Source organism: Acinetobacter sp. 1207_04, from assembly GCF_052850415.1.
The window spans coordinates 44136-68449 of record NZ_VXCQ01000005.1; the positions used below are offsets into that span (position 1 = coordinate 44136).

The 24314-nt window shown below is 38.8% G+C and carries 24 protein-coding genes and 1 pseudogene; 13 read left to right on the forward strand and 12 right to left on the reverse strand.

Translation table 11 applies throughout. The features are described from left to right. Window positions 1-113: 113 nt before the first annotated feature. A complete protein-coding gene (gene lptG / locus FW754_RS05770) occupies window positions 114-1184 on the reverse strand; it encodes an LPS export ABC transporter permease LptG (protein ID WP_409510736.1) in 1071 nt (356 codons plus the stop codon). Further along, window positions 1184-2284 carry an LPS export ABC transporter permease LptF gene (lptF, locus tag FW754_RS05775; protein WP_446324093.1) on the reverse strand — a complete coding sequence of 367 codons (1101 nt, stop codon included), beginning with the start codon at window positions 2282-2284 and terminating at the stop codon, window positions 1184-1186. Before lptF ends, lptG begins: the two co-directional genes overlap by 1 nt. A gap of 174 nt (window positions 2285-2458) precedes the next feature. Here lptF and FW754_RS05780 point away from each other — a divergent pair, with 174 nt between their 5' ends. From FW754_RS05780 to FW754_RS05795, 4 genes are all read left to right on the forward strand, one after another. Beyond that, entirely contained in the window at window positions 2459-3907 is a 1449-nt protein-coding gene (locus FW754_RS05780) for a leucyl aminopeptidase (RefSeq protein ID WP_409510760.1), read from the forward strand. Continuing rightward, window positions 3900-4307, forward strand: a complete 408-nt coding sequence (locus tag FW754_RS05785; protein ID WP_419346163.1) for a DNA polymerase III subunit chi — start codon at window positions 3900-3902, stop codon at window positions 4305-4307. Before FW754_RS05780 ends, FW754_RS05785 begins: the two co-directional genes overlap by 8 nt. A 45-nt stretch (window positions 4308-4352) precedes the next feature. Then, on the forward strand, window positions 4353-4976 hold the full coding sequence (gene blhA, locus FW754_RS05790; RefSeq protein ID WP_446324094.1) for a cell division protein BlhA: 624 nt from the start codon (window positions 4353-4355) through the stop codon (window positions 4974-4976). A 185-nt stretch (window positions 4977-5161) separates the two neighbouring features. Beyond that, window positions 5162-5380, forward strand: a complete 219-nt coding sequence (locus FW754_RS05795) for a hypothetical protein (protein ID WP_409510732.1) — start codon at window positions 5162-5164, stop codon at window positions 5378-5380. A gap of 56 nt (window positions 5381-5436) precedes the next feature. Here FW754_RS05795 and FW754_RS05800 read toward each other — a convergent pair whose 3' ends face one another. The 7 genes from FW754_RS05800 to glnK all read right to left on the reverse strand — a co-directional run bounded on the left by FW754_RS05800 (window position 5437) and on the right by glnK (window position 11710). After that, a complete protein-coding gene (locus FW754_RS05800; protein ID WP_446324095.1) occupies window positions 5437-5982 on the reverse strand; it encodes a VTT domain-containing protein in 546 nt (181 codons plus the stop codon). Window positions 5983-6092: 110 nt separating this feature from the next. Then, window positions 6093-6752: a riboflavin synthase gene (locus FW754_RS05805; protein ID WP_409510730.1), complete on the reverse strand. Its 660-nt coding sequence runs from the start codon at window positions 6750-6752 to the stop codon at window positions 6093-6095. An 89-nt stretch (window positions 6753-6841) separates the two neighbouring features. After that, on the reverse strand, window positions 6842-8149 hold the full coding sequence (locus tag FW754_RS05810; RefSeq protein ID WP_409510729.1) for a DNA adenine methylase: 1308 nt from the start codon (window positions 8147-8149) through the stop codon (window positions 6842-6844). After that, window positions 8146-9228, reverse strand: coding sequence for a bifunctional diaminohydroxyphosphoribosylaminopyrimidine deaminase/5-amino-6-(5-phosphoribosylamino)uracil reductase RibD (ribD, locus tag FW754_RS05815; RefSeq protein ID WP_419346167.1), 1083 nt, complete (start codon window positions 9226-9228; stop codon window positions 8146-8148). The genes FW754_RS05810 and ribD overlap by 4 nt, the downstream gene beginning before the upstream one ends. A 51-nt stretch (window positions 9229-9279) precedes the next feature. Further along, a complete protein-coding gene (gene nrdR, locus FW754_RS05820; protein ID WP_409510727.1) occupies window positions 9280-9744 on the reverse strand; it encodes a transcriptional regulator NrdR in 465 nt (154 codons plus the stop codon). A gap of 148 nt (window positions 9745-9892) precedes the next feature. Beyond that, on the reverse strand, window positions 9893-11305 hold the full coding sequence (locus FW754_RS05825) for an ammonium transporter (RefSeq protein WP_409510726.1): 1413 nt from the start codon (window positions 11303-11305) through the stop codon (window positions 9893-9895). Window positions 11306-11371: 66 nt separating this feature from the next. After that, window positions 11372-11710, reverse strand: coding sequence for a P-II family nitrogen regulator (gene glnK, locus FW754_RS05830; RefSeq protein ID WP_139853406.1), 339 nt, complete (start codon window positions 11708-11710; stop codon window positions 11372-11374). A gap of 283 nt (window positions 11711-11993) precedes the next feature. On the opposite strand from glnK, the gene FW754_RS05835 reads away from it, so the two are divergent. The 9 genes and pseudogenes from FW754_RS05835 to arsH all read left to right on the forward strand — a co-directional run bounded on the left by FW754_RS05835 (window position 11994) and on the right by arsH (window position 19989). Continuing rightward, window positions 11994-12215 carry an accessory factor UbiK family protein gene (locus tag FW754_RS05835; RefSeq protein WP_446324096.1) on the forward strand — a complete coding sequence of 74 codons (222 nt, stop codon included), beginning with the start codon at window positions 11994-11996 and terminating at the stop codon, window positions 12213-12215. Between the two features lie 76 nt (window positions 12216-12291). After that, window positions 12292-13131 (forward strand): annotated as a pseudogene (locus FW754_RS05840) (YifB family Mg chelatase-like AAA ATPase); the annotation flags it as partial. 100 nt (window positions 13132-13231) lie between these two features. Beyond that, window positions 13232-15028 carry a hypothetical protein gene (locus FW754_RS05845; protein WP_446324097.1) on the forward strand — a complete coding sequence of 599 codons (1797 nt, stop codon included), beginning with the start codon at window positions 13232-13234 and terminating at the stop codon, window positions 15026-15028. Window positions 15029-15322: 294 nt separating this feature from the next. Then, entirely contained in the window at window positions 15323-16777 is a 1455-nt protein-coding gene (locus FW754_RS05850; RefSeq protein WP_446324098.1) for a SulP family inorganic anion transporter, read from the forward strand. A 158-nt stretch (window positions 16778-16935) separates the two neighbouring features. After that, window positions 16936-17370, forward strand: a complete 435-nt coding sequence (gene arsC, locus FW754_RS05855) for an arsenate reductase (glutaredoxin) (RefSeq protein ID WP_446324099.1) — start codon at window positions 16936-16938, stop codon at window positions 17368-17370. Window positions 17371-17427: 57 nt separating this feature from the next. Next, complete coding sequence (locus FW754_RS05860; protein ID WP_446324100.1) at window positions 17428-17748, forward strand: metalloregulator ArsR/SmtB family transcription factor; 321 nt, start codon at window positions 17428-17430, stop codon at window positions 17746-17748. Between the two features lie 6 nt (window positions 17749-17754). Continuing rightward, window positions 17755-18228 (forward strand): arsenate reductase ArsC, encoded by a 474-nt coding sequence (locus FW754_RS05865; RefSeq protein WP_446324101.1) that lies wholly within the window; start codon window positions 17755-17757, stop codon window positions 18226-18228. 7 nt (window positions 18229-18235) lie between these two features. Next, window positions 18236-19279, forward strand: coding sequence for an ACR3 family arsenite efflux transporter (gene arsB, locus FW754_RS05870; protein WP_446324102.1), 1044 nt, complete (start codon window positions 18236-18238; stop codon window positions 19277-19279). A gap of 5 nt (window positions 19280-19284) precedes the next feature. Beyond that, entirely contained in the window at window positions 19285-19989 is a 705-nt protein-coding gene (gene arsH / locus FW754_RS05875; RefSeq protein ID WP_446324103.1) for an arsenical resistance protein ArsH, read from the forward strand. Between the two features lie 403 nt (window positions 19990-20392). Here arsH and chrA read toward each other — a convergent pair whose 3' ends face one another. The 3 genes from chrA to FW754_RS05890 all read right to left on the reverse strand — a co-directional run bounded on the left by chrA (window position 20393) and on the right by FW754_RS05890 (window position 24290). Further along, window positions 20393-21610 (reverse strand): chromate efflux transporter, encoded by a 1218-nt coding sequence (chrA, locus tag FW754_RS05880; protein WP_446324104.1) that lies wholly within the window; start codon window positions 21608-21610, stop codon window positions 20393-20395. A 99-nt stretch (window positions 21611-21709) separates the two neighbouring features. Then, window positions 21710-23182 (reverse strand): transposase, encoded by a 1473-nt coding sequence (locus FW754_RS05885; protein WP_446324105.1) that lies wholly within the window; start codon window positions 23180-23182, stop codon window positions 21710-21712. Continuing rightward, window positions 23175-24290 (reverse strand): TniQ family protein, encoded by a 1116-nt coding sequence (locus FW754_RS05890; protein ID WP_446324106.1) that lies wholly within the window; start codon window positions 24288-24290, stop codon window positions 23175-23177. Before FW754_RS05890 ends, FW754_RS05885 begins: the two co-directional genes overlap by 8 nt. Between the last annotated feature and the right edge of the window lie 24 nt (window positions 24291-24314).

Below are 24314 nucleotides of genomic sequence, written 5' to 3' on the forward strand. Positions count from 1 at the left end.
CAATGTTTGCTTCATGGAAATCCTGAATCACGTAGATCAGGATTTCAAATTACTTAAGTTATAAATAAATCTAGTTTTAAAGATCATTAAGACAAACAAAATATTTTAAATGCTTAGCGCGCACGATGTAGCAAATAACTTCCAACCACGAACATGATTCCAATTGGTAAGAATACAAACCATGCAGGAGATGGTGAATATACCAAACTCGCATAGCCCAAGAAGTCTTGTAGATAGAAAAATCCTAAACCGACAAAGAGTGCAATCACCAAACGGAAACCCATCGATTGTTGGCGCAAAGGTCCAAAAATAAATGAACATGCAATCAATACCAACATCAGCAATGCTAAAGGTGAACCCACTTTTTGCCAAAATGCCAATTGATAGGTTTTCGGTACTTGGCTATATTCATGCATATATTTCATGAAGCTTACCAACTGACTTGGTGCTAAATCTTCAGGATCAATGGTCACCATATGTACATATTTCGGTTGCAATGCCAAAGCTAAAGCTTGTTGATCTGCATGATTTAAAACCGCACTACCATTGGGCTGTAAAATCATTTGATCTGAATTTTTCAGAATCCACTGGCCATCTTTAACAAACTGCCCTTGTTCCGCATTTACAACATTTTCAAGACGATAGTCGTGATCAAAATCGACTACTTGAACTTGTTTGAGTTCACCTTGTGAGTTGGCATAGTCAATGTATATGAAACGCTGACCTTCTCGTGTCCAATAACCTTTTACTTCACCTAATGCTGCAACACTACGATGACTCTTAGCACTTTTTGCTTGCTCATTGGTATATGGAACAATCCATTCGCTTAGTACAAAAGAGAGTAAAACCAAGACCAATGCAGAACGCATCACCCAACCGACAATACGCCACAAGCTAATACCTGCGGCACGCATCACAATCAGTTCACTACTCGATGCCATGGTGCCTAAACCAAGTACTGCACCAATGAGCGCTGAAATTGGTAAAATTTCATAGAGATAACGTGGCGCACCCCACATCACAAATTTAAATGCATCCCAAGCGCTATAAGTATCATTCAGATCGCCTAATTCAGCCAAATAGGTAAAGAGTACTTGAAGTACAGACAACACTGCTGTTGCACCTAGCATGGCAAGTAAGGTCGTTTTGGTAACGTGTTTTGCGACAATTCGACGTGCTAACATTATGATCTCACTCGCTGAATTTGTTTTTTCAACTTCGGTGCTAGTTTTTGTTTACGTGCAAAAAGTGCCGCTGCAATAGCATACACCGCCAAAACTGCAGGATATGCCCAAATACCCATTTCATCTTTACTAATACGGGTTTTCACTGCCATCAATGCCACAATCAAACTTGCAAAGATCAATAGGGATGGAAACAGTTTTAAGTAACGCCCCTGACGTGGGCTCACTTCACACAGTGCAATTGCCAACATTAATGCCACAACGACACTAAATGGCACAAAAATACGCCATCCTAGTTCGCTCGCAACCACAGGATCTTCACGAGTTTGCCACAACTTACCAAATGACAAAGCTTCTACATCACTACTTTCAAATTTAGCTTCTTTATTATTTTCTAAACGTAAACGATAAGACTGAAATTCTGCCTGAGAATACTGCGGTGTACCTGGATAAATCTCATAACGACGCCCTTGCAATAGGTCAACCACACTTGCAGTATCATTATCCATTTGCACACGAGTAGCTTCTTTTGCCAAGATCATCACATCAGGTTTACCTTCTTGGGTCGCACGCTGATAGAAGAAAATATCTTTCAAATTCTTACGATCTTCGGACAATGCACCCGCATAAATGGTATATGCACCCGAAGAAATAAACTCTTTAGGACGTACCAAATCAAAACCTGTCCGTACCGCTTGTGTTGTTGTCAATTGATCAAATTGACGAATACCCCACGGCGACATCCACACCATTAAGACAGTCTGTACAGCCATATACACCACGGTCAATGGAATCAGTAAACGCCCGAGTTGAATCCGACTTATGCCACTGCCGTTTAATACCGCCATTTCATGGTCAACGTACAAACGTCCAAAAACCAACATCAACCCAATAAAAAAACCAAGCGGTAAAATGAGGGTTAAAAATTCAGGTAAACGATATCCGATGATGCTGAATAAAATACTCGCATCAAGACGCCCTTGTGCCGCTACACCAAAATATTTGATCAAACGCCCGCCCATCATAATCAGGGTGAGGAGTGAAATGACAACCAGCGAGGTCGACATCACTTGCTTGACGAGATAACGTCTTATAATCAAAGTAATCTTCCAGAATCGGATTAATCGGAACGAAAATCACTGCCCATCAATTTAATTTGGCAGGATCAATAGTTTACCCGAATGTTAAAAATATAAAACCATATTGAAATTCTACCATTGACAGTGGTTCAATGGTTTAATGTTTTACAACCTCGTTCAGGCACGTTACTGCATATGAAACTTACGCTCAATACAACTTATACAACAGCATCAGAGAGTCAGTCATTGTTGATTCTTGTCGATTCAGAACAACAACAAATAGTTAAAACAACATATCAAATCAATGATTTAGATTCTTTAGCTCAAGCGACACAATTTAAAGCGGGTTTCAATGAGATTTTACCGCTTATCGGGAAAGTTCCTGCACAATTGAACAGTACGCTCATTGGTCTAGATAAAGCAACGGAATTAAAAGCAGCGAAGTTAGCAAAAATCGCACAAACCATTATCAAAGCGTCACAAAAAAAATGTGCAAAAATCAGTGTTGATATTTCAGCTGTCCCTTCGGAGCTACATTATTTACTTGCTTTGAACCTGACTCAAGCAGCTTATGCCTATGATGAGTACAAATCGAAGAAGAATGAATTTGCACTCAATCATATTGAACTCATCGCAACCAATTCACCATTAACAGCGCAACAACTCAGCCTGATTGAAGCTGTACAAAATGGTCAGAACTTTGCTCGTGATTTGGGTAACTGCCCAGGAAATATCTGTTTCCCTGAATATTTAGCGGAGCAAGCACTTGCACTGGCAGAAGAGTTCCCTGATCTACTGAAAGTCACTGTACTTGAAGAACAGCAATTGGCTGACTTAGGCATGAATGCTTTTCTTGCTGTGAGCAAAGGTTCAGACCGTCCGGGTCGTGTGATCACCCTTGAATATATGTCAAATATTGACCAAGCACCAATTGTCTTGGTCGGTAAAGGTGTCACCTTTGATACTGGTGGTATTTCACTTAAACCAGGTGCAGGCATGGACGAAATGAAATTCGACATGTGCGGTGCAGCATCTGTTTTAGGGACTCTACGTGCTTTATGTGAATCTAAATTACCTATTCATGTTGTTGGTGCTTTGGCTGCGGCTGAAAACATGCCATCAGGCAGTGCAACACGTCCAGGTGATATCGTTACCACAATGAGTGGTCAAACGGTTGAAATTTTAAATACTGATGCTGAAGGTCGTTTAGTACTGTGCGATACACTAACCTATATCAAACGCTTCAACCCTGCATTAGTCATTGATATTGCAACATTAACAGGTGCGTGTGTGGTTGCACTTGGTTCAGTAGTTTCAGGTCTATTTACTCCTGATGATGAACTTGCGGCTGAAATTACTGCGGCGGGTCAAAACTCATTTGACCGTGTATGGCGCTTGCCAGTATGGGATGATTATCAAGAACAATTAGACTCACCATTTGCCGATATCGCTAACATTGGCGGTCCTAAAGCTGGTGCAGTGACAGCGGCTTGTTTCCTACAGCGCTTCACGCGTGACTACCGTTGGGCACATTTAGATATTGCAGGTTCTGCTTGGAACTCAGGTGCAAATAAAGGTGCTACGGGTCGTCCTGTGCCACTTTTAATGCAATTGCTTGCCAATCGTGCACAGTCTAATGGCTAAAATTAGCTTTTATCTGTTTGAAAAAAGCCCTGAACGACAAGTGCAAAGCACTTGTCGTTTATGTCGTAAAATTTTGCGTCAATCTGCACGAATTTGGCTACATTGCCCTGATCCAAAAGTACAGCAAGAACTTGATGAGCTGCTATGGTCATTTGATCCGACAAGTTTTCTGCCACATGGTATACAGGACACAACTGCACCCATTTGTATTTCGGCAGATTTACCAACAGAAAATGATTGGATTGTATTTAATTTTAACAATCAAGCGCTTGAAAATATGACCCAGTTTGATCACATTATTGAAATCATCGAAAATGATGAACAAGCGAAAATCATCGGTAGAGAAAAGTTCAAAACTTATCGTGGTCTTGGCGTACAACCGCAAACCTTTAAATTATAAAGATGAAGATGAATTTTAAATTCATACTTTTCTAGGAGATACATTGTGGCACTAAATGTCGGTCAGGACTTTAAAAAGCGGTGGCTTGATGCACCGAATGCTGTACGTCAGTCGTTTTTTGATGACCTCAATCGTATCTGTGATTTGTTGCAACCGTCAACAAGCATTGAAAAGTGGATAGACAATGACCGACGAGCCCTTCAAGTTGCACAGTTACAAGTCGATCAAGCTTATGCTGATTTAAAAGCACAACTCATTGAAGAAGCCCGCATACGAAAGCAACTCGCACTAGAAAAATCACTAGCAGATAAACGTGCAAAACAGCAAGCTTATAATTTGCAATTACAACAAGATGAATTACAGCAGTTTTATGCACAAACCCAATCACTCAATGCTTTGCGTCAAGTGATTGATGATGAAATTGCGCAACAAAGCCAACGCTATAGCAAAAATCCTGAATATCCTGCAATTGATTTTTCTAACCCACGCTCACGTATTCAAGATGACGAAATTCTTTCCGAGCTTGAAAGTGTACGTTTACGTTTAGAACTTGAAGCTGAAACTTCGATTGAAGAAGCTGTGAATGCATTTCGCAATAAACTCAAAGCTGCGGCAAAAGATGAAATTGATTACATTTTAGAAAATTCAAAGTTTTCAGCAGAAATATAGATTAGCTTATCCATTTTAATGCTAATAGTTTCATTTTACTGTCACCAAAATGCAATCTTTATGTCACATCATCATACCAAGTACCAAAATCATCAATGCTAGGTTTGAAAGAACGCTAACTCAATTGATGATGGCATTCAAAATGTATAATTTTTGAATCATATTGCATTGTTAGGGGATATAAAATGGATACACTCAATCAAATATCAAACCATATTCATCAACTGCATACTGGCGAACAATGGACGCTTTCCGTACAAGACTTATTGATTAGTCGTACCGACTTTCAATGTATTTCAGTTTTTTTAAGCCGTGAATCAGACAAAGGACATTTTTCTTTACTTGAAGAAGGTCAAACGAATTCGTACATCGGTCATACCTCACTAACCATTATCAAGCACTAAATATGTTTTGCTAGAGAACAAAAAAGCCCATCAGGGCTTTTTAAATAAAATATAGATTAAATAGCGTCAAATAATAAAGATAATAAATTCCCTGCACCATAACCAATGCCAAGCAATAGGGTAATCCAAATCAATCCGCCAAGTACATTATACATCATAAAAACAGGCAGTTTCATATGCCCTGCACCGGCAGCAAAAGGTGCAAATGACCGTACAAATGGAATAAAACGGGCAAATAAAATGGTCATACCACCATGTTTTTGGAAGTAATAATTGGTTTTCTGAATATATTCGGGCTTAAAAATTCGTGAATGCGCATGAAAAAACTTAAATCCCAACACTCGACCAGTAAAATAATTGACGATATAGCCTAATACCGATGCAATAAATAACAATAATCCCATATAGTGCAAATGTACCGACTCTGCTGTTGAACACAATGCACCCACAGCAATCAGTAAACTATCACCGGGTAGGAAAAACATAAATACAGAACCCGTTTCTGCAAAAACAATCAAAAATAAAATGGCATAAATCCACAAGCCATAGTTTTCCAACAACATGGGCAAAAACTGTTCTAAATGTAGTAAAAAATCAATCAATCCACACTCGCTTAAGAATTTTCGATTCAGTGATAAGCTGAATTAAAACACAGACAAAGAAAAACAGCCTAATTAAATTAGGCTGTTTTTTATCTTCATTACAGTGTAGTCTATTTTAAAAAGCCATTCGCTGCTAAAAACTCCATACTCAATTTTGATTCTGCTTTAGGCTCAGCAGCTTTATCACCCAACAGTAAACGCTCAATATAACGGGCTAAAATATCAACTTCTAAATTGACTTTTGCACCGACTTTCCACGTTCCAATATTGGTTCGATCTGCTGTATGTGGAATCAAATTGAGACTTAAAATACTGCCACGTAAATGATTGATGGTTAAGCTAATACCATCGACAGTCACTGACCCTTTTTCTGCCAAATATTTTGCAATTTCAGCAGGGGCTGTCACTTCATAATATATTGAACGTGCATCTGAACGAACAACTGTAATTTCACCGACAGCATCGACATGACCACTGACAATATGCCCACCAAAACGTGTGGTCGGTAACATCGCTTTTTCAACATTCACCGATTGACCAACTTTCCAATTGCCCAATGTCGTACGATTTAAACTTTCACGAGAAACATCGGCAGCATACCAATGTTCGCCCCATTCAATCACCGTTAAACAAATGCCATTAGTCGCAATTGAATCGCCTAAATGTACATCGGACATATCTAGATCAGTATGAATACGTAGGCGTATATCGCCACCGACACTTTGTAAACTTTCAACTTTACCTAAACTTTCAATAATGCCTGTGAACATAATTTACCCTACAACCTCATTTATTGAGGAATTTATACCTGACTGTATTGAATGGTGCCAAATGACCTTTTTAAAGGGCTCTCACCATTTTACCAAAGTGCCAACTGTGTACTCACCCCTGTGGTATCGACACCACCAAGTTCTGCAAAATGATACAACTGCCCGAGCAACTGACGCAAAGGTGGACCTGATTTGGCATGTGTATCTGTAATGACAATAAACTCAAGTACACGTGCACGCTCGGACTGGCGCTGTTTACTGACACGATAACGAGGTACATCTTGTGTCAATAACGTCACCTTGCCACGTTTCAAATTGGCAGCCAGTAAGTCTTTGGCTTCAATATTGCCATCAGTTGAATAACTCGTCAGAATATAACGTGCATTGATGGTTTCCAATAACTTCTCATATGCTTCCTGCGCATGTTTAGAAGAGTTATATTGACTTGGACGTTCTTTTCGCCAAGCACGATCAATACCACTTTTAAACCCTTTAGTATCAGGTGTCGGTAAATCGGTTTGATCCCAAAGCGTCAATGAATTGAGGACATGGTAATTACTGCTATACGCATGTTGATTATAAGGTGGGTCAAGATAAGCGACATCCACTTCAAAACTACTCATTTGATTGGCAAGATGTTGCGCATCAACACACCACATTTCTGCCATTGGTATTTTTTGCTCAGTATCACCAATTTCACTAAAACGACTTGGTGTTAACCAAAGCAATGATTCAATACGCTCAAGCGCTGTTTGCGTTTTACCACCCCATCCATGATGGAAACTTTTAAATACGCCACTTGTATTACTGACCAAACTTGCTGAATACAGTAATGGCGCAAGTAATGCACTCATCTCGACATCATCAATTGCACCTTGCGCTTGCCATGTTGCTATCTGCTGACGAATCGCATCAATACGCATTCCATTACGACGTTTAAAGAATAAACGGTCACGTGCAGGATCATAAAGGTCATCATTACGTGGGCACAAATTATGTGTCACCCATCCTTTGACTTCAGGCAAACGGTTTAAATAATCAATGGCTTTTTGATAACCACCCAACTCTTTAAATGCAGGTGCATCGGTACATGCCAAAATGGCATGATTCAATGCATGACTGTAGGGTTCCCAATCATTGGCAATCACACGATAACCATTTTGACGCGCTAAACGTGAAACGACCCCACTACCTGCAAAAAAGTCAGCAAAAATCGGGGCACGTTTACCGCCTTTATTCAGTGTGCCTGTTATTTCAAGGGCTTCAAGAATCAAATGCAGTAAGCGACGCTTATTCCCTAAATACGGCACAAGTTGATGAAATAAATATTCATCTGTCGTACGCGCGGAATGACGACGCTTATGATAAATCGCTGGCGTAGTAGATTCTGAATTCATACGGACTCTTGTAAGGGAATGAGTTTTAAGCGAATGTCATCACCCAATTGTGTCACATCAAGTAGCTTAAAACGAAGTTGTTCTGCCATACGATCAAACTCCGCATTGAACATCGTTCGTGCTTTTGCACCTAAAAATGTCGGTGCGACATAACTGATCAGTTCATCAACCAATTTTGCTTGTAAAAATGCAGTGGATAATGTCGCACCCGCTTCAACAAGCACATCATAAATCTGTATTTTTTTGAGTGTTTGTAAAAGTTCTGGTAAAGATTGTATTTCTAATTGTACCACGCCAATCTGTTCAAGTTCTGAGCGAAAAGGCCCCATAACGATAACCGTATCAGGGGTTTGTAAAATTTTTGCTGTCAATGGCAAACGTCCTTGCCGATCAAGGATTATACGTTTCGGCTGAATAACAGTTGCTAAATCAACACCTTCAAGTTGACGTACATTAAGTAAAGGATCATCAACTAAAATGGTTTCAATACCCGTAATGACTGCACCCGAAATCGCACGCCAATGTTGTACATCTTGACGGGCAAGATTACCCGTAATCCATTTAGACTCACCCGATGCCATCGCTGTACGCCCATCTAAACTCGATGCAATTTTTAAGCGTACATAGGGCATATCTGTTGCCATTGCCTTTAAAAAGCCTTTGTTTTGTACTTCGGCTTGTGCTGTACAGACATCTGTTACAACCTCAATGCCTGCTTGTTTTAATATTTCTATGCCTTTTCCTGCAACTAAAGGATTGGGGTCTGCACAGGCAATCACTACACGAGTAATGCCTGCTTCAACTAAACCTTTAGCACACGGCGGTGTACGCCCATAATGTGCACAGGGTTCAAGTGTCACATATGCAGTTGCACCTTGTGCCTGCTCTCCTGCTTCATGCATAGCAAAGACTTCTGCATGTGAACCACCGACAGGTGCAGTTGCACCACGCCCAACAATCGCACCGTCTTTGACAATTACACAACCAACTGCTGGATTGGGGCGAGTGCGGTAAATAGCTTTTTCTGCCTCAGCCAATGCTTGCAGCATCCAGAAATGATCCTGGTTTAACTCAGACATAGTGTTCCCAATTGGCAATAAGAGTGATATGAAAATGACATAGAATAAAAATTAGTTTTCCTGACCGTTATGCTGCATTTGTTCAATCTGGCGACGGAATGCTTCGACATCCTGAAAATCCTGATAAACCGATGCAAAACGTACATAAGCGACATGATCAAGTGCAAACAAGGATTGCATGACAATTTCACCAATCGTGCGTGAGCGTACATCTCTCTCACCCAAACGACGAATTTTTAATTGAATATCACTTAAAACCGTTTCAATTTGCTCTTGCGTGACAGGACGCTTCTGTAACGCATGCATGAGCGATCTACGCATTTTCGCTTCATCGAAAGGTTCATTTTTTCCATCTGATTTGGTTACACGTGGCATAACCACTTCATAACTCTCAAATGTAGTAAATCGTTCACCGCAGCTCGTACATTCACGGCGTCGACGAATCTGGCAACCTTCAGCCGCAAGACGTGAATCAATCACTTTACTGTCTGCGGTGTTACAAAATGGACAATGCATAGCGGTTTAATTGAACAAATTTTATGGAAGAATCAAGTGTAGCAAAAAAATGGAGATTTGTTGAGTTTTACGCTACATATAGAAAAAAAACAGCCCTTTTGGGCTGTTTTACACAATATATAGTTTTTATTATTGAAGTAACATATCGTTATTCAATACGTTCACCATGTTGACTCAAGTCTAGACCCATGCGTTCATCGTCAGCTTCAACACGAATACCAATTATCAGGTCAATCACTTTAAGAATAATGAAAGTCACAATAGCACTATAGGCTATCGTTGCAAGCACACCTTCAACTTGTACCCAAAGTTGTTCTAGCATAGTTGGTGCTAAAACGACACTGGCTGCTTTAATAATTTCTTCGTTATAAAACACGCCTGTTAAAATTGCACCTACAACACCACCAACGGCATGTAGACCAAATGCATCTAGAGCATCATCCGCTTTTAAAAGACGTTTTAATGACGTTGTACCCCAGAAACAAACGACTCCGCCAATCACGCCCATGATCAATGCACCACCGACACCAACAAATCCTGCTGCTGGTGTAATCACCACAAGACCCGCCACTGCACCTGACGCGCCACCCAAGACTGAAGCTTTACCACGGACAAAACGTTCAACCAACAACCATGTAAATGCTGCGGCAGCCGCTGCGACTTGAGTCACTAAAATCGCCATACTTGCACGAGCCCCTGCACCCAATGCAGAACCACCATTGAAGCCAAACCACCCAACCCAAAGTAAACTCGCACCAATAACAGTGAGTGTTAAGTTATGCGGTGCCATCGACTCACGCCCCAAGCCCATACGTTTACCAAGTAAATATGCTGCTACTAAACCTGCGACACCTGAGTTAATATGTACGACTGTACCACCAGCAAAATCTAACGCACCCGCTTTATATAACCAACCATCCGCAGCCCAAACCCAGTGTGTAATTGGTGCGTATACCAAAATGACCCATACCGCAATAAAGGCAACGAAAGCTGAGAATTTCATGCGATCAGCAACCGAACCACTTAAAATAGCAACAGTAATAATGGCAAATGTCATTTGGAAAATAACAAATAAGCTTTCAGGAATTGTGCCACTGAGTGCATCAAAAGAAACACCATTGAGCATAGCTTTGGATAAATCACCAATGTATGCACCTGACCCTGAGAATGCTAAGGAATAACCGACCGTTACCCAAATCAGACTCACAACAATGGCAGCAGTTAAGCTATACATCATGGTACTTAAAACATTTTTTTTACGAACCATACCACCGTAGAACAGTGCTAGACCTGGGATGGTCATTAACAAAACCAATGCTGTCGAAACCAAAACCCATGCTGTATCTCCTGTATCTACTGTCGGCTCAGCAGCAGGTACTGCTTCAGGAGTTATAGCAGCAGGAATGGGTTCTATAGATGGAATAGTGGTTGCAACTGTCTGATCTGTATTTGATGCAACTGTAGAAGTAGAGGTAGGCTCAGAAATACTTTCTTCAGCCCAAGTGACTGAACCACCAAGAAGTGCACCAGACAAGCTGAGTGCGAGCAGCATTTTTTTCATTTGATTCCCCAACCAATTTTTTTGAGTTATGTACTTAGGTACATAACTTGCAAACTTTATGCCAACTTAAACAGCATCAGGACCAGTTTCACCTGTACGAATACGAATCACTTGCTCAAGATTAGTGACGAAAATTTTACCATCACCAATTTTTCCTGTGCTTGCAACACGAGTAATTGATTCAATCACTGAGTCGACCAAATCATCACTGATTGCGATTTCAATTTTAACTTTCGGCAAAAAATCGACGACATATTCAGCGCCACGATATAATTCTGTATGACCTTTCTGACGACCAAAGCCTTTTACTTCTGTTACGGTAATCCCTTGGACACCAATTTCAGAAAGTGCTTCACGCACATCATCCAATTTAAATGGTTTTACAATTGCAGTTACGAGCTTCATGTTATTTTCCTTCGGCTTTTCTTACCAGTAAGGTTTTATGTTCAATTTTCGTGCCAAATTTGGGAAACGGTTGGGGGTGCTTCACAAATCTAGCAGAAACAATATGTACATTCTATTGTATACTCGAAGACTGACTTTGAGTTTTAAAAAATACAGATTTTGTGATTGTTTTTTTATATTTTTTTATCAATTAATACCATAGAAATCAGTTAATACTTTGGTCGTCGTTTAAGCAATGTTACACTCATGCTATGCAACAAGCTGATTTATGGAACACTAAAAAATGATTGAAACCCTTTTACACGCTATTCTTGAACAAGTTGATCAACCCAAAAAAGATCTTGAGCATAATCTTCGCGCCTTGCTCAATGAAGCGGTCAGCAAAATGGATTTGGTTTCTAAAGATGAGCTTACACGACAACAAATTGCACTGAATAATGCCAATTTTCGTTTAGAACAATTGCAACAACAACTCGCGCAACTCGAAACACAGTTACAAAAATAAAAATACATAAATTGCACAAATTTAGTGCAATAAAGACTAAATTTGATTAAAAATAAAGCAAAAATGGAAAATAATAATGTCTTTTGCAAAAATCTATACCCGAGGTTTGCTCGGTTTACATGCACCTCAAATTGAAGTTGAGGTACATGTCAGTCAAGGTCTGCCCTCACTAACGATTGTTGGCTTACCTGAAGCGGCTGTAAGAGAAAGTAAAGATCGTGTGCGATCTGCGATTATCAATAGTGGATTTCTTTTTCCTACCAAACGTTTAACCATCAATCTTGCACCTGCTGATTTACCCAAAGATGGTTCTCGACTAGATCTACCAATTGCGCTAGGTATTCTGATTGCCTCAGGGCAATTACCTGAAAATGCAACTGATAACTTTGAGTTTATTGGTGAACTCGCGCTCGATGGGCATTTACGCCCTGTTTCAGGAACATTGAATATTGCAATGGCATGTCAACAAGCAGAGCATCAACTCATGCTACCGCTTGAAAATGCTGATGAAGCGGCTCAACTGCCCAATTTTAAAGTCTTTGCAGCAAATCACTTAAAGCAAGTATGTGAACATTTCCTCAATTTGCACCAAATTAATGCAACTAAATCACCCGATATTTCCTTTATTCCAAACTGCAAATTTGACCTTGCAGATGTCAAAGGTCAATTACGCCCAAGACGTGCTTTGGAAATTGCAGCAGCAGGTGGACATTCGATTTTATTTAAAGGGCCACCTGGTACAGGAAAAACTTTACTTGCTTCAAGGCTATCTAGCATTTTGCCACCATTAACTGCACAAGAAAATTTAGAAGTTGCGAGTATTTATTCTATAGCAAGTACCCAGCACAGTTTTGGACAACGCCCTTTTCGAGCACCACATCACACTGCCTCTGCTGTTGCTTTGGTTGGTGGAGGCTGTCAGTTCCACAAATAAATCAGAGTTTACACAAATAAACTAGAGTAAGAATGAAAAGTATATTATCAATAAACTTTAATTTTTCATTTTGTAAAAATATATGCCTGTTAATAATGAAAAAATAACGACTATTGACTGTTTCCCAAATGATAATATTAGTCGGGTAGTTTATCGATATGGTGGACTTGTTCGTAACGAAGATAACGACTCAACTAACCCTTTTGTAGAAGTGTTATTAATTGAGATTAGAAAGAGTGATCAATGGTTATTTTTGGATAAATGCTCCACATTCCTCGTTCCAGTTCTTGATCTTGATGCTGTTCAACATGGCAGTATTTGGGATGGGAATGTTTTAACCGATCAATCCTATAGATTTTCAGGAAAACTCATCACAAAACGATTTTCTTTCGACTTCACCAATAATAAACCTAAGAACATAAAACTTACGGACAGAATCCCCAATACGTCAGAGTACTACATTCCATTAAAAAACTATTTTCTCCCCAATAAAGTTGATTATGTTCTACAAGGCTATCCATTCACTAAATACACCAATGATTCATATCGTAAAGTGAATCACTGCTTAATGCATTCTAATGATGGAACTCAAGTCATCACTTCCTCAATTCATGTTTTGCATAGCTTATTCGTCAATCGTAAGGATATTCGCGGACTCTTATTAGGAACTTCAAGCCAATCCATCATTAATCGCTTTTTAGAATCTTATACAACAAAAGTTGAGAATGATAATATTGAATATAAAATAAAAATCAGAAAGCCCTATGAAGATATTGGCGAGACTGCAATTATTTTTCTTGCCAATCTAGCCTTAAATCAGCATGTTCAGACGATAGTTGATAAAATCCAAAGAAGTATGGAGATTACTGAGTTTAATAATCTTCAGCATGGCTCAAGCACACGATATCCAATTGTATTTCCGCCACACCCTACAAAGCTTTTCCTTGAAGCAGAAGGAATTTGGCTAGATGACAATAAGACACGCTTTTTTATTACTAGAGTGAAAAAATTTGATCCTATTAACGATCACATGATTGATGTCAATAAAGACCTTACTAATACTATTTCAAAACCTGATGAGAAAAACCCTCGACCTCGTGAAAAAAGTCAAAATAAAAACGAGCACATCAATACTCAAAAACCACCATCAAGAACAAGCGGTGAATATCGTAAGCGTTCTGATGTTGAAACAGGAAATACACAAGGTATTTTGAAGTATTCTTTTAATGAACCAACTAATGATCCAATTGAAGTTGGGACACCCAATCATCCATATTCGGATAAATCTGAAGATGTTGAAACATCATCTGATGAACAATATGGCAATCAAAATACTAAGACTAAAAAATCTGAAACAACAGATACACCACCTAACAGAGATGAACGTTTTGACATTCAATATATTATCCAATCTCTCCAAGAACTTGCTTCTGAAATTAACTCTCCCCTAGAACACCTTTCTGCAATTGATGAGCACGGTGAAAGGATAGCGAGTATTAATTTACTTCAAATCAAAAAACTTGTACCTGAACCCAAACACCCCTCATGGATTGATTATGAAAAAGGGCGAAAATTATTGTTCTTACAACTAGATTTAAAAGACCAAAATAGTTTTTCCTATCTCATCGATATTCATAAAAATAAAAATCATGAAGCATTTTGTGCTTTTCTTATTCTTACGCAACGTCGATTAACAAACGAACAAATCAAAAAAATTTGTATTGAGCTAGAAAGTGCAAAAGGAATTAAAAAGTGGGCACTCTACTGCGATAGATTCATTCATAAAATGATTGCAATAAAACATTTATATGCAACACCAGTTGAGTGGAAAAATCGCTTTAAAAATTTATTCATAAGCTTACAGAAGGACAACTCCTAATTAAAGAATATTTTTCATACAACCATATATGTATGAAATTACTTGGTATTTCATGTTCTCAATAAATTTGCGAAATAGAAAAGAGTGAAATTTTAGTTCAGTTCGCCTATACTAACAGTTCAATTTAAATTTCTATTCGTATTCACACACTTATGCTTTTGACTCCACCCTAGTTTATTTACCCATCTTTTTGTAAATAACTCATCACTGTCTAGTGATGTGGTGTAGTCGCTTGTGTGTTGTATATATCACATCACTAGCCTTTATCTAAAACTATATAAATAGGCTATTTCTATGTTTTCTAATGTACGAGAACAATGGTTCTCTAACATCCGTGGGGATGTGCTTGCAGGACTTGTCGTAGGTCTTGCACTTATCCCTGAAGCTATCGCTTTTTCAATTATTGCGGGTGTAGATCCTAAAGTAGGTCTATACGCATCCTTCTGTATTGCTGTTGTGATTTCTTTTGTTGGTGGTCGTCCAGCCATGATTTCAGCAGCTACTGGAGCTATGGCGCTTTTGATGGTCACCTTGGTTAAGGAACATGGACTTGAATATCTTCTCGCTGCAACAATTTTGACTGGTGTTATTCAGATACTAGCAGGGTATTTAAAGCTCGCTAAGTTAATGCGGTTCGTGTCCAAATCTGTGGTCATTGGCTTTGTAAATGCTTTAGCAATTTTAATTTTTATGGCTCAGTTACCTGAGCTAACTAATGTGACTTGGCATGTTTATGCATTGATTGCTTTAGGACTAGCTATTATTTATCTATTTCCGTTAATACCAAAATTGGGAAAGCTACTACCTTCTCCGCTTGTTTGCATCATTGTGATTACCTTATTAGCAATAGCCCTAGGAATTGATGTACGGACTGTTGGAGATATTGGAGCATTACCTGACACACTTCCAATGTTCTTGATCCCGAATATTCCTCTAAATCTTGAGACATTGATGATCATTTTACCGTATTCAGTTGCACTAGCAGCCGTAGGTTTGCTTGAATCTATGATGACAGCAACCATTGTCGATGAAATGACGGATACGCCAAGTGATAAGCATCAGGAATGTAAAGGACAAGGTATTGCAAATATTGCCTCTGGCTTCATGGGGGGGATGGCAGGTTGTGCCATGATCGGTCAATCTATGATTAACGTAAAGTCGGGTGGACTCACACGATTATCGACTTTCTCTGCAGGTATTTTTCTTCTCATTTTAGTTGTGTTTATCAGTGATTGGCTCAAAGTCATTCCAATGGCTGCCTTGGTTGCTGTGATGATCATGGTTTCGATCAGTACATTTGAATGGAGTTCTGTCACCCAATTAAAAGATAACCCTAAAAGTAGTAATGTTGTGATGATTGCGACTGTGATCGTTGTAGTAGCAACACACAATTTGGCATTAGGCGTTTTAACAGGTGTACTGCTCTCAGCTTTATTCTTGGCCAATAAGCTTGAAAATGATATTCAGGTAAATGTTTCTTTTGAAGGGACAGCTCGTGTATATGATTTGAGAGGTCAAATCTTCTTTAGCTCTTCGGAAAAATTTATGCGAGGTTTTGACTTTAAAGAAGATATGAAAGACGTAATTATTGATTTAACTCACTCACATATTTGGGATGTAACATCAGTCGCTATGCTTGATTCCGTGGTCAATAAGTTCCAAAAGAATGGTGCGAATGTCACGGTTCGAGGCTTAAATGAAGCCAGTTCGATCATGATTGATAAATATGGAGTTCATTCAAGGGTTTAATTTCAAGCAATTACTAAATTCATTTTATGACCAGTGACACTATGAGAAATCATAGTGTCATTTTTATAATTAATTTTATTCAATCTGAAAATATGGAATTGCATATATATGGTTATTCATATATAAATATATTCAAAGATTCTGTTGAGTTTGAGCAAATGACTGCTACTCCAAAAGTTAAGATCTATCACAACCCTGAATGTGGTACATCACGTAATACATTGGCGTTGATTCGTAATGCCAATATTGAACCTGAAGTTATTGAGTACCTTGAAACGCCACCATCTAAAAATGAACTGATTCAAATGATCGTAGATGCGGGTTTAACCGTGCGAGAGGCAATTCGTAAAAATGTTCTGCCATATTCTGAGTTAGAACTAGAACGTGATGATTGGACGGATGAACAGCTTTTAGATTTTATGCTTCAGCATCCAATTTTGATTAACCGCCCATTCGTGGTGACTGAACTAGGAACTCGTTTAAGTCGTCCGTCAGAACTGGTCTTAGAAATTTTACCACTCCCACAAAAGGGTGCTTTCACTAAAGAAGATGGTGAACAAGTGCTTGATGCAAATGGGCAGCGATTGAAATAAAAATTTAATGGATATATGTGAATATTAATATATCCATATATTTTAATGAGTGAAAATATGGATCAAATCAATTTCTTTAAATGTTTGGCTGATGAAACGAGATTCAACATCGTCATGTTGGTTCTTGAAAATAATGAACAGTGCGTTTGTGATTTGACTGAAAAACTAGAGTTGAGCCAACCCAAGATTTCACGTCATTTAGCCTTACTACGCTCTTCTGGTCTTTTACAAGATCGACGTCAAGGCCAATGGGTCTATTACAGTCTCAATCCCAATTTACCCACTTGGTGCATAGACATCTTAAATACCCTTAAAAATGCCGATATACAGCCAAAAATTGCCCCATCATTTCAGCAAATCAATAGTTATTGCGAGTAAAACAATATGAAATTTCTTTTTTTGTGTACTGGAAATAGTTGCCGTAGCATCCTGTCAGAAGTTCTTTTTAACAGCCGTGCCCCAGAGGGTTGGAAAGCTTATAGTGCAGGCAGTAAACCATCGGGACAGGTACACCCACTGACGATTGAAACCTTGGAAAATCTAGGTCTTTCAACAGATGGTTTGTGGAGTAAAACCATTGATGATTGTGAACAATATCAACCTGACGTAGTGATTACTGTTTGTGATTCAGCAGCGCAAGAAGCGTGTCCACTTTATTTAGGTGGAGCGATCAAAGCACATTGGGGTTTGGCTGATCCATCACATTTAGACTTACCTAAAGATGAAAAACTAAAAGCATTCCAAGTCACTGTAGACCATATCAATCGTCGTTTAGATGCATTGTTGGCACTAGATACAGCGCACATGTCTCGTCCTGAATTGATTGCTGCAATCAATCAAATCTCAGATATTGAATGAGAACATCATGGCTCAACAAAGATTATCCTTTCTAGATCGTAACCTCACGCTATGGATTTTCATTGCGATGGGGTTGGGAATAGCGATCGGTGTGTTCTTTCCACAAGCGTCAGTGGCATTGGATAAAATGAGTGTGGATTCCGTCAATATTCCAATTGCGATTGGTTTGATTCTGATGATGTATCCACCATTAGCAAAAGTAGACTATGCTGCGCTACCACAGGTGTTTAAAGACAAAAAAACCTTAACTTTGTCTTTGGTACAGAACTGGGTGATAGCACCTGTATTGATGTTTGCATTAGCTATTATTTTTCTACATAGCTATCCAGAGTATATGACAGGGTTAATCCTGATAGGACTGGCTCGTTGTATTGCTATGGTCTTGGTGTGGAATGGTTTGGCTTGTGGGGATAACCAATATGTTGCTGCATTGGTGGCCTTTAACAGTATCTTTCAAATTTTATTCTTTAGTACCTATGCTTGGTTGTTCTTGACCTTCTTACCACCGTATTTTGGTGTTGCAGGGCAAGTGATCAATGTCGATTTTTGGACAATTACCCATGCGGTATTGGTGTATTTAGGAATTCCATTTTTCCTTGGCTTTATGACCCGATTCATTTTGGTTCGAGCTAAAGGTTTGGTTTGGTATCAAAACGTCTTCTTACCCAAGATCAGTCCACTAAGTTTGTTGGCATTATTGTTCACGATTGTGGCGATGTTCAGCCTAAAAGGTAACGATGTGGTGAGCTTACCGATGGATGTCTTGCGTATTGCCATTCCATTGACGATTTACTTTATCGTGATGTTCTTCATTAGCTTCTTTATGAGCAAATGGATGGGGAATGACTATCCTAAAACCACAGCTATTTCATTTACTGCTGCGGGAAATAACTTTGAACTGGCGCTTGCTGTAGCGATTGCAACTTTTGGTTTAGCTTCACCAGTGGCGTTTACTACTGTAATTGGCCCACTGGTTGAAGTCCCCGTGTTGATTGCCTTAGTCAGTGTGTCATTGTGGCTCAGAAAAAAGTTTTTTAAAGCAGAGGTATAATTTCTATGACTCTCCCAAATGTAGATATGAATCTTATCGATCAACCTACTTTAGAAAAAGTACAAGCTAAAGAGCTGGATCATTCACCACGTATTTTGCTGCTGTACGGTTCAAACCGTGAGCGTTCATACAGTCGATTGGCGGTAATGGAAGCAGGACGTATTTTGGAGCAGTTTGGTGCCGAAGTAAAAATCTTTCATCCTAAAGGTTTGCCCTTACCTGAAGATGCGGACACTGAGCATTCAAAGGTTAAAGAGTTGCATAATTTACTCGCTTGGGCAGAAGGCATGGTGTGGTGCTCACCTGAGCGTCATGGCTCCATGAGTTCAATCTTTAAATCGCAAATTGATTGGATTCCACTGGCGGGTGGTGCAATTCGTGCAACGCAAGGAAAGACTTTGGCTTTGATGCAGGTTAGTGGTGGTTCGCAATCTTTTAACAGCTTAAACCAGATGCGTATTTTAGGCCGTTGGATGCGCATGATCACTATCCCGAACCAATCGTCTATTCCTAAAGCTTTTTTAGAGTTTGACGAAGATGGCAGAATGAAACCTTCAGCCTTCTATGATCGAATTGTCGATGTGATGGAGGAGCTGTATAAGTTCACCCTGCTCACCCGCGGACAAAGTCAGTACCTCACAAATCGTTATTCAGAACGAAAAGAGTCGGCAGAGGAGTTATCTAAGCGTGTCAATCAACGTAGCTTATAAACTTTAGGTGATTAGAAATGCAAAAGAGACATTCTAAATTAGTGATCTTAGGTTCAGGACCTGCGGGTTAACTTTACAACTTTATTGTTGGTCAGACACAATAAAAAAGCTCAATTTGTTATATAAATTGAGCTTCTCATTTAAGTTTTTTTATTAATTACTGAGATTTTGGGCAACTAATATAAATGCTCACTATACTTCACAGTAACAATATCATTCACTTCAGTAGCTATATCTTTTTTTATAGTACTAATATAAGTCAGCTGATGAAAAATATATCAACTCCCTTCTAACCCAAATGATCTAGGCTTCATTCTATTTAAATCAGTTTTGACTAGCGTACTAGCCAATCTTCTTTTTCAATTTTTTGATTCCGCCCAGTTCTTGAATCTTTTTTTACTTATTAGAGTTGTACTATTGCCATACCACCCAACGCACTTATTAACACAACAAGCCAAGGTGGTAGCTTCCAAAAAACTAATAACAGAAATGCAATTATAGCCAAAGCAAAATCAATAGGTTTTAAAATTGCACTTGTCCAAACTGGATTATAAAAAGCAGCCAACAATATTCCGACTACAGCTGCATTTACCCCCATCATCGCATATTGTGCAGTAGGGAAATGACGTATTTTATGCCAGAAAGGCAGTACTCCCAATACAAGTAGAAAAGCTGGTAAAAAAATCATCACCAAGGCAATGAGTCCACCCAACCAACCATTAGGTTCTGGTTGAGCAATAGCTCCAAGATATGCTGCAAAAGTAAACAATGGGCCGGGGACAGCCTGAGCTGCACCATACCCTGCTAGAAATGTATCATTAGTAACCCAACCTTCCCCAACTACAGATGCTTGCAAGAGTGGTAGTACCACATGCCCCCCACCAAATACTAACGCACCAGCTCTATAAAAACTGTCAATCAACATAATGAGATGGTTCTGAGTAATTGATGCTAACAGAGGTAAGACAAGTAAAAGAGCAAAAAAAAATGTTAAGGACAATATTCCCACCCACAAGCTGACTTTCGTCGGTATTGTTGTTACTGGTAAAGATGGAACTTTCTTTAAAAATATTATACCTAAGCAAGCACCACCAATAATAACAACAATTTGCCCCCAAGCATTTGAAATCAAACTAATGGCAACAGCAGCTACTATAGCCATGCTAATTCGTAGCCGATCTGGACAAAGACTTTTTCCCATTTGCCATAAGGCTTGAGCTACTATAGCAACCGCTACAACTTTCAGACCATGTAAGCCACCTGTACTTAAAACGCCATTCAGTTGAGATAAGCCTAATGCAAAACAAATTAAAGCTATTGCTGATGGCAAAGTAAAACCAAGCCATGCAGCAATAGCCCCCCAATAACCAGCACGTGACAATCCTAGTGCAATTCCAACTTGACTACTTGCTGGACCTGGAAGAAATTGGCATAACCCAACTAAATCTGCATAAGCATGGTCACTAAGCCACTTGCGTCGTTCAACAAACTCCGTATGGAAATAGCCAAGATGAGCAATAGGTCCGCCAAAAGAGGTCAATCCTAGTTTCAAAAAAGCAAAAAATACCTCCAAGACGGAGGCTCTATGCGGAATTTCATCCTGTTTCACATGGCTGGTCATGCAAATTATCCTATGTTCAATTCTATTTAAAAATTTCAATATCATTAAATAGGGTACACTCCCTTTTATTTAATACATATTAAAAACATCAAGACAATATTAGTTAATATCTAAATTTGGATCCAAAATCGTAAATTTTACAGATGATGTTTTAGGCAACCAATATGAATGCCCATTAAACATTACCACAAGACCATCCTTGACCTCTGTAACCATCCCTGCTTTAACTTTTAAAGCATCAATGTAAGGAAGTTGGTGGAAATATCTAAGACTTTTTCTAATCCAATTGATCAGAACTTCATTGTTACTTAAATCACTCTGAGTTAAGGCAATAATCTCATTTTCAATTTTTTGTTTGCGCTTAATTTTTAAAAACCCAGACTTTTTCAAAGCTAAATAGTCAATATCAGTACCAAAGTTGTCATTTAAAAAATTAATGAATCCAGTGAGTGCAGCAGCTTGACCCGAATAATCTGATAAATACGTCTTGATATGTTCCAAAGTAGGTAGTTGAGAATTTTCATGCCCCATTGATAGCATCAATGCAACAGCAGGTTTTACTGCCAACCGAGCTGAACGTATTGAAGTCTTACCTCGTTTCATTTTTTCTTCTAATTTATTTTTGTACTCTATTACGACATCATATGCCAAAGATGGCTGTGAAATGCTTTGTACAAGTTTTTCCATCTGATCTCGTTCTGAACAACTTTTTTTGTTATCCATATCTATTCGAATGTCATGCACTTCTTCAAGCCATTGCATCACCAATTCAAATTTTCTAAGTCCACTGCTTCGTAATACTGATAATAACTGTATTGGTGTAGGTACAGATTGATTCCAATCTATTTCGGTTTTCATAAAGAAATGGGTCTGTTTATTTATATATAATGCAGCTTTATGCGCCCCAACTTTCTTTTCTAACCAGCCTATATAGTTTTCATACTGCTGTTTTAAGTAACTAGACTCAAATACTTTCTGATTTTGATCAAATTTATTCCATAAATTTTGATGCCAATAACAATCATCGCATAAATCAGCACAACCTGCTGCAATCATACAATGACATGCTTTACAGGATTTCTGAGACTTATCTCTACATTTTTTACACGTTCTTTGTCCTGATGCATCAGATTGCAATAAACGATGTTTCTGGCACGATGGACATGTCTCATAATCTCGTGTCGCACATTTTGGACATATCCGTAGATGATCATTAAATCGTGAAATTCGGGTCAATTTTTGTGATGGCGTACCACATCGTTCACAAGACTCAATGGGTCTAAAATACACGGAACAACTATTACACACCACACCATATTCGGTCAGCTTACCTATTGGTTTATTTGTCTGATTACATCGAATACAGGGGTGTTTCTTAATACATTCATTGCAAATGGCTTGTTCATCATCTCTAGGGAGTCGGGCAAAGTCACCACAACTTGGGCATAGCCGCTTTTTAAAGATACGAGCATAACAAGTCGAACAATATTTCTTGCCTTTATATCGTTTTTTTATGAAAGAAACAGACTGGTTACATTCATGACAGTCATGTTTAATAACATTTTCAGTCAATATGCCTCGCTCCACTATTATTGCTTCTTCTCAATAAATTTAACCATTGACGTTGTACACTTGCTTTAGATTTTGGCTTAGTAACAGTTATTGCTGCACGAGAGACAGGATAATGTCTTGTAGGCTTAATCATTAAATCTTTCATCTGTTGGAGCTGAACAGGCAGCTTCTTACGCTTATCCCAAAAGTTTGCATGACTTATTCCATATTCTTTTGAACGCTGCACCAATAAATCACACGGAATATCCATAATCTGATCCAATATTGAGAGCAGAACTATTCGCTCCTGAGTATTCAAATATTCAAATGCTAAAGGGGTAACAGGATATGGAAGATTTAAATTTACGCCAAAACTTTCAAATAATTGAATCACATTTTTATTGGGAGTACTGGTTAATAATCTAATCTCACTGAGCCATGCACGAGCAATTGAAAACCACGCTTGAGAGGTCACACTTGTGTGATTATAAAAACCAACTTTTTGTTTTAAAACCCGATCAGCTTTATTTTGGAAGTTTAAAACACTTGAGCTGATAATTTGATTTTGCTGACAATACCTTAAATCAAAACCACATGTCGTACAGATCGCCAAACAGCCATGTTCCAAATCAGTCTTAAATGGTTGGATCGTAGCACCACATTTAGGACAATGATCGATCAAACTTATCTGATGCCGATCACAACTACAATGCCATCCCATACGCCACATTAAACGCAAATAAGGCGGTTTAGTACCATCTCTCAAGCATTCAATACATATTTGCCGACCTGATGTGTTTGAACGATTACGTATACCTAAAGAAAGAACCCAAGGAATGTTTTGTTTTGGATCATAATCTTGGTGTATGTCAGAACAAAAGCTACTCAATATTGTTTGCTGTATGTTCTGCTTTGACTCAATGCTATGAGATAAAAGAGCATCAAGCTTTCCTTTATCTACACCTTTGTCTAAATCAATCGTCAAGGCTCTCCATTTACCCCATAGAGCCTCAACGAGAACCATAGGTGAGCATCCTACATCTAAAGCTGAACGAATCAACCACGATGAAAATATCTCCCCTTGTTGAATGGGAGTTCTGATATACCAACGTTGTTCAAGTTGACTCATCTTTATCTCCCTATATTTCGCAGA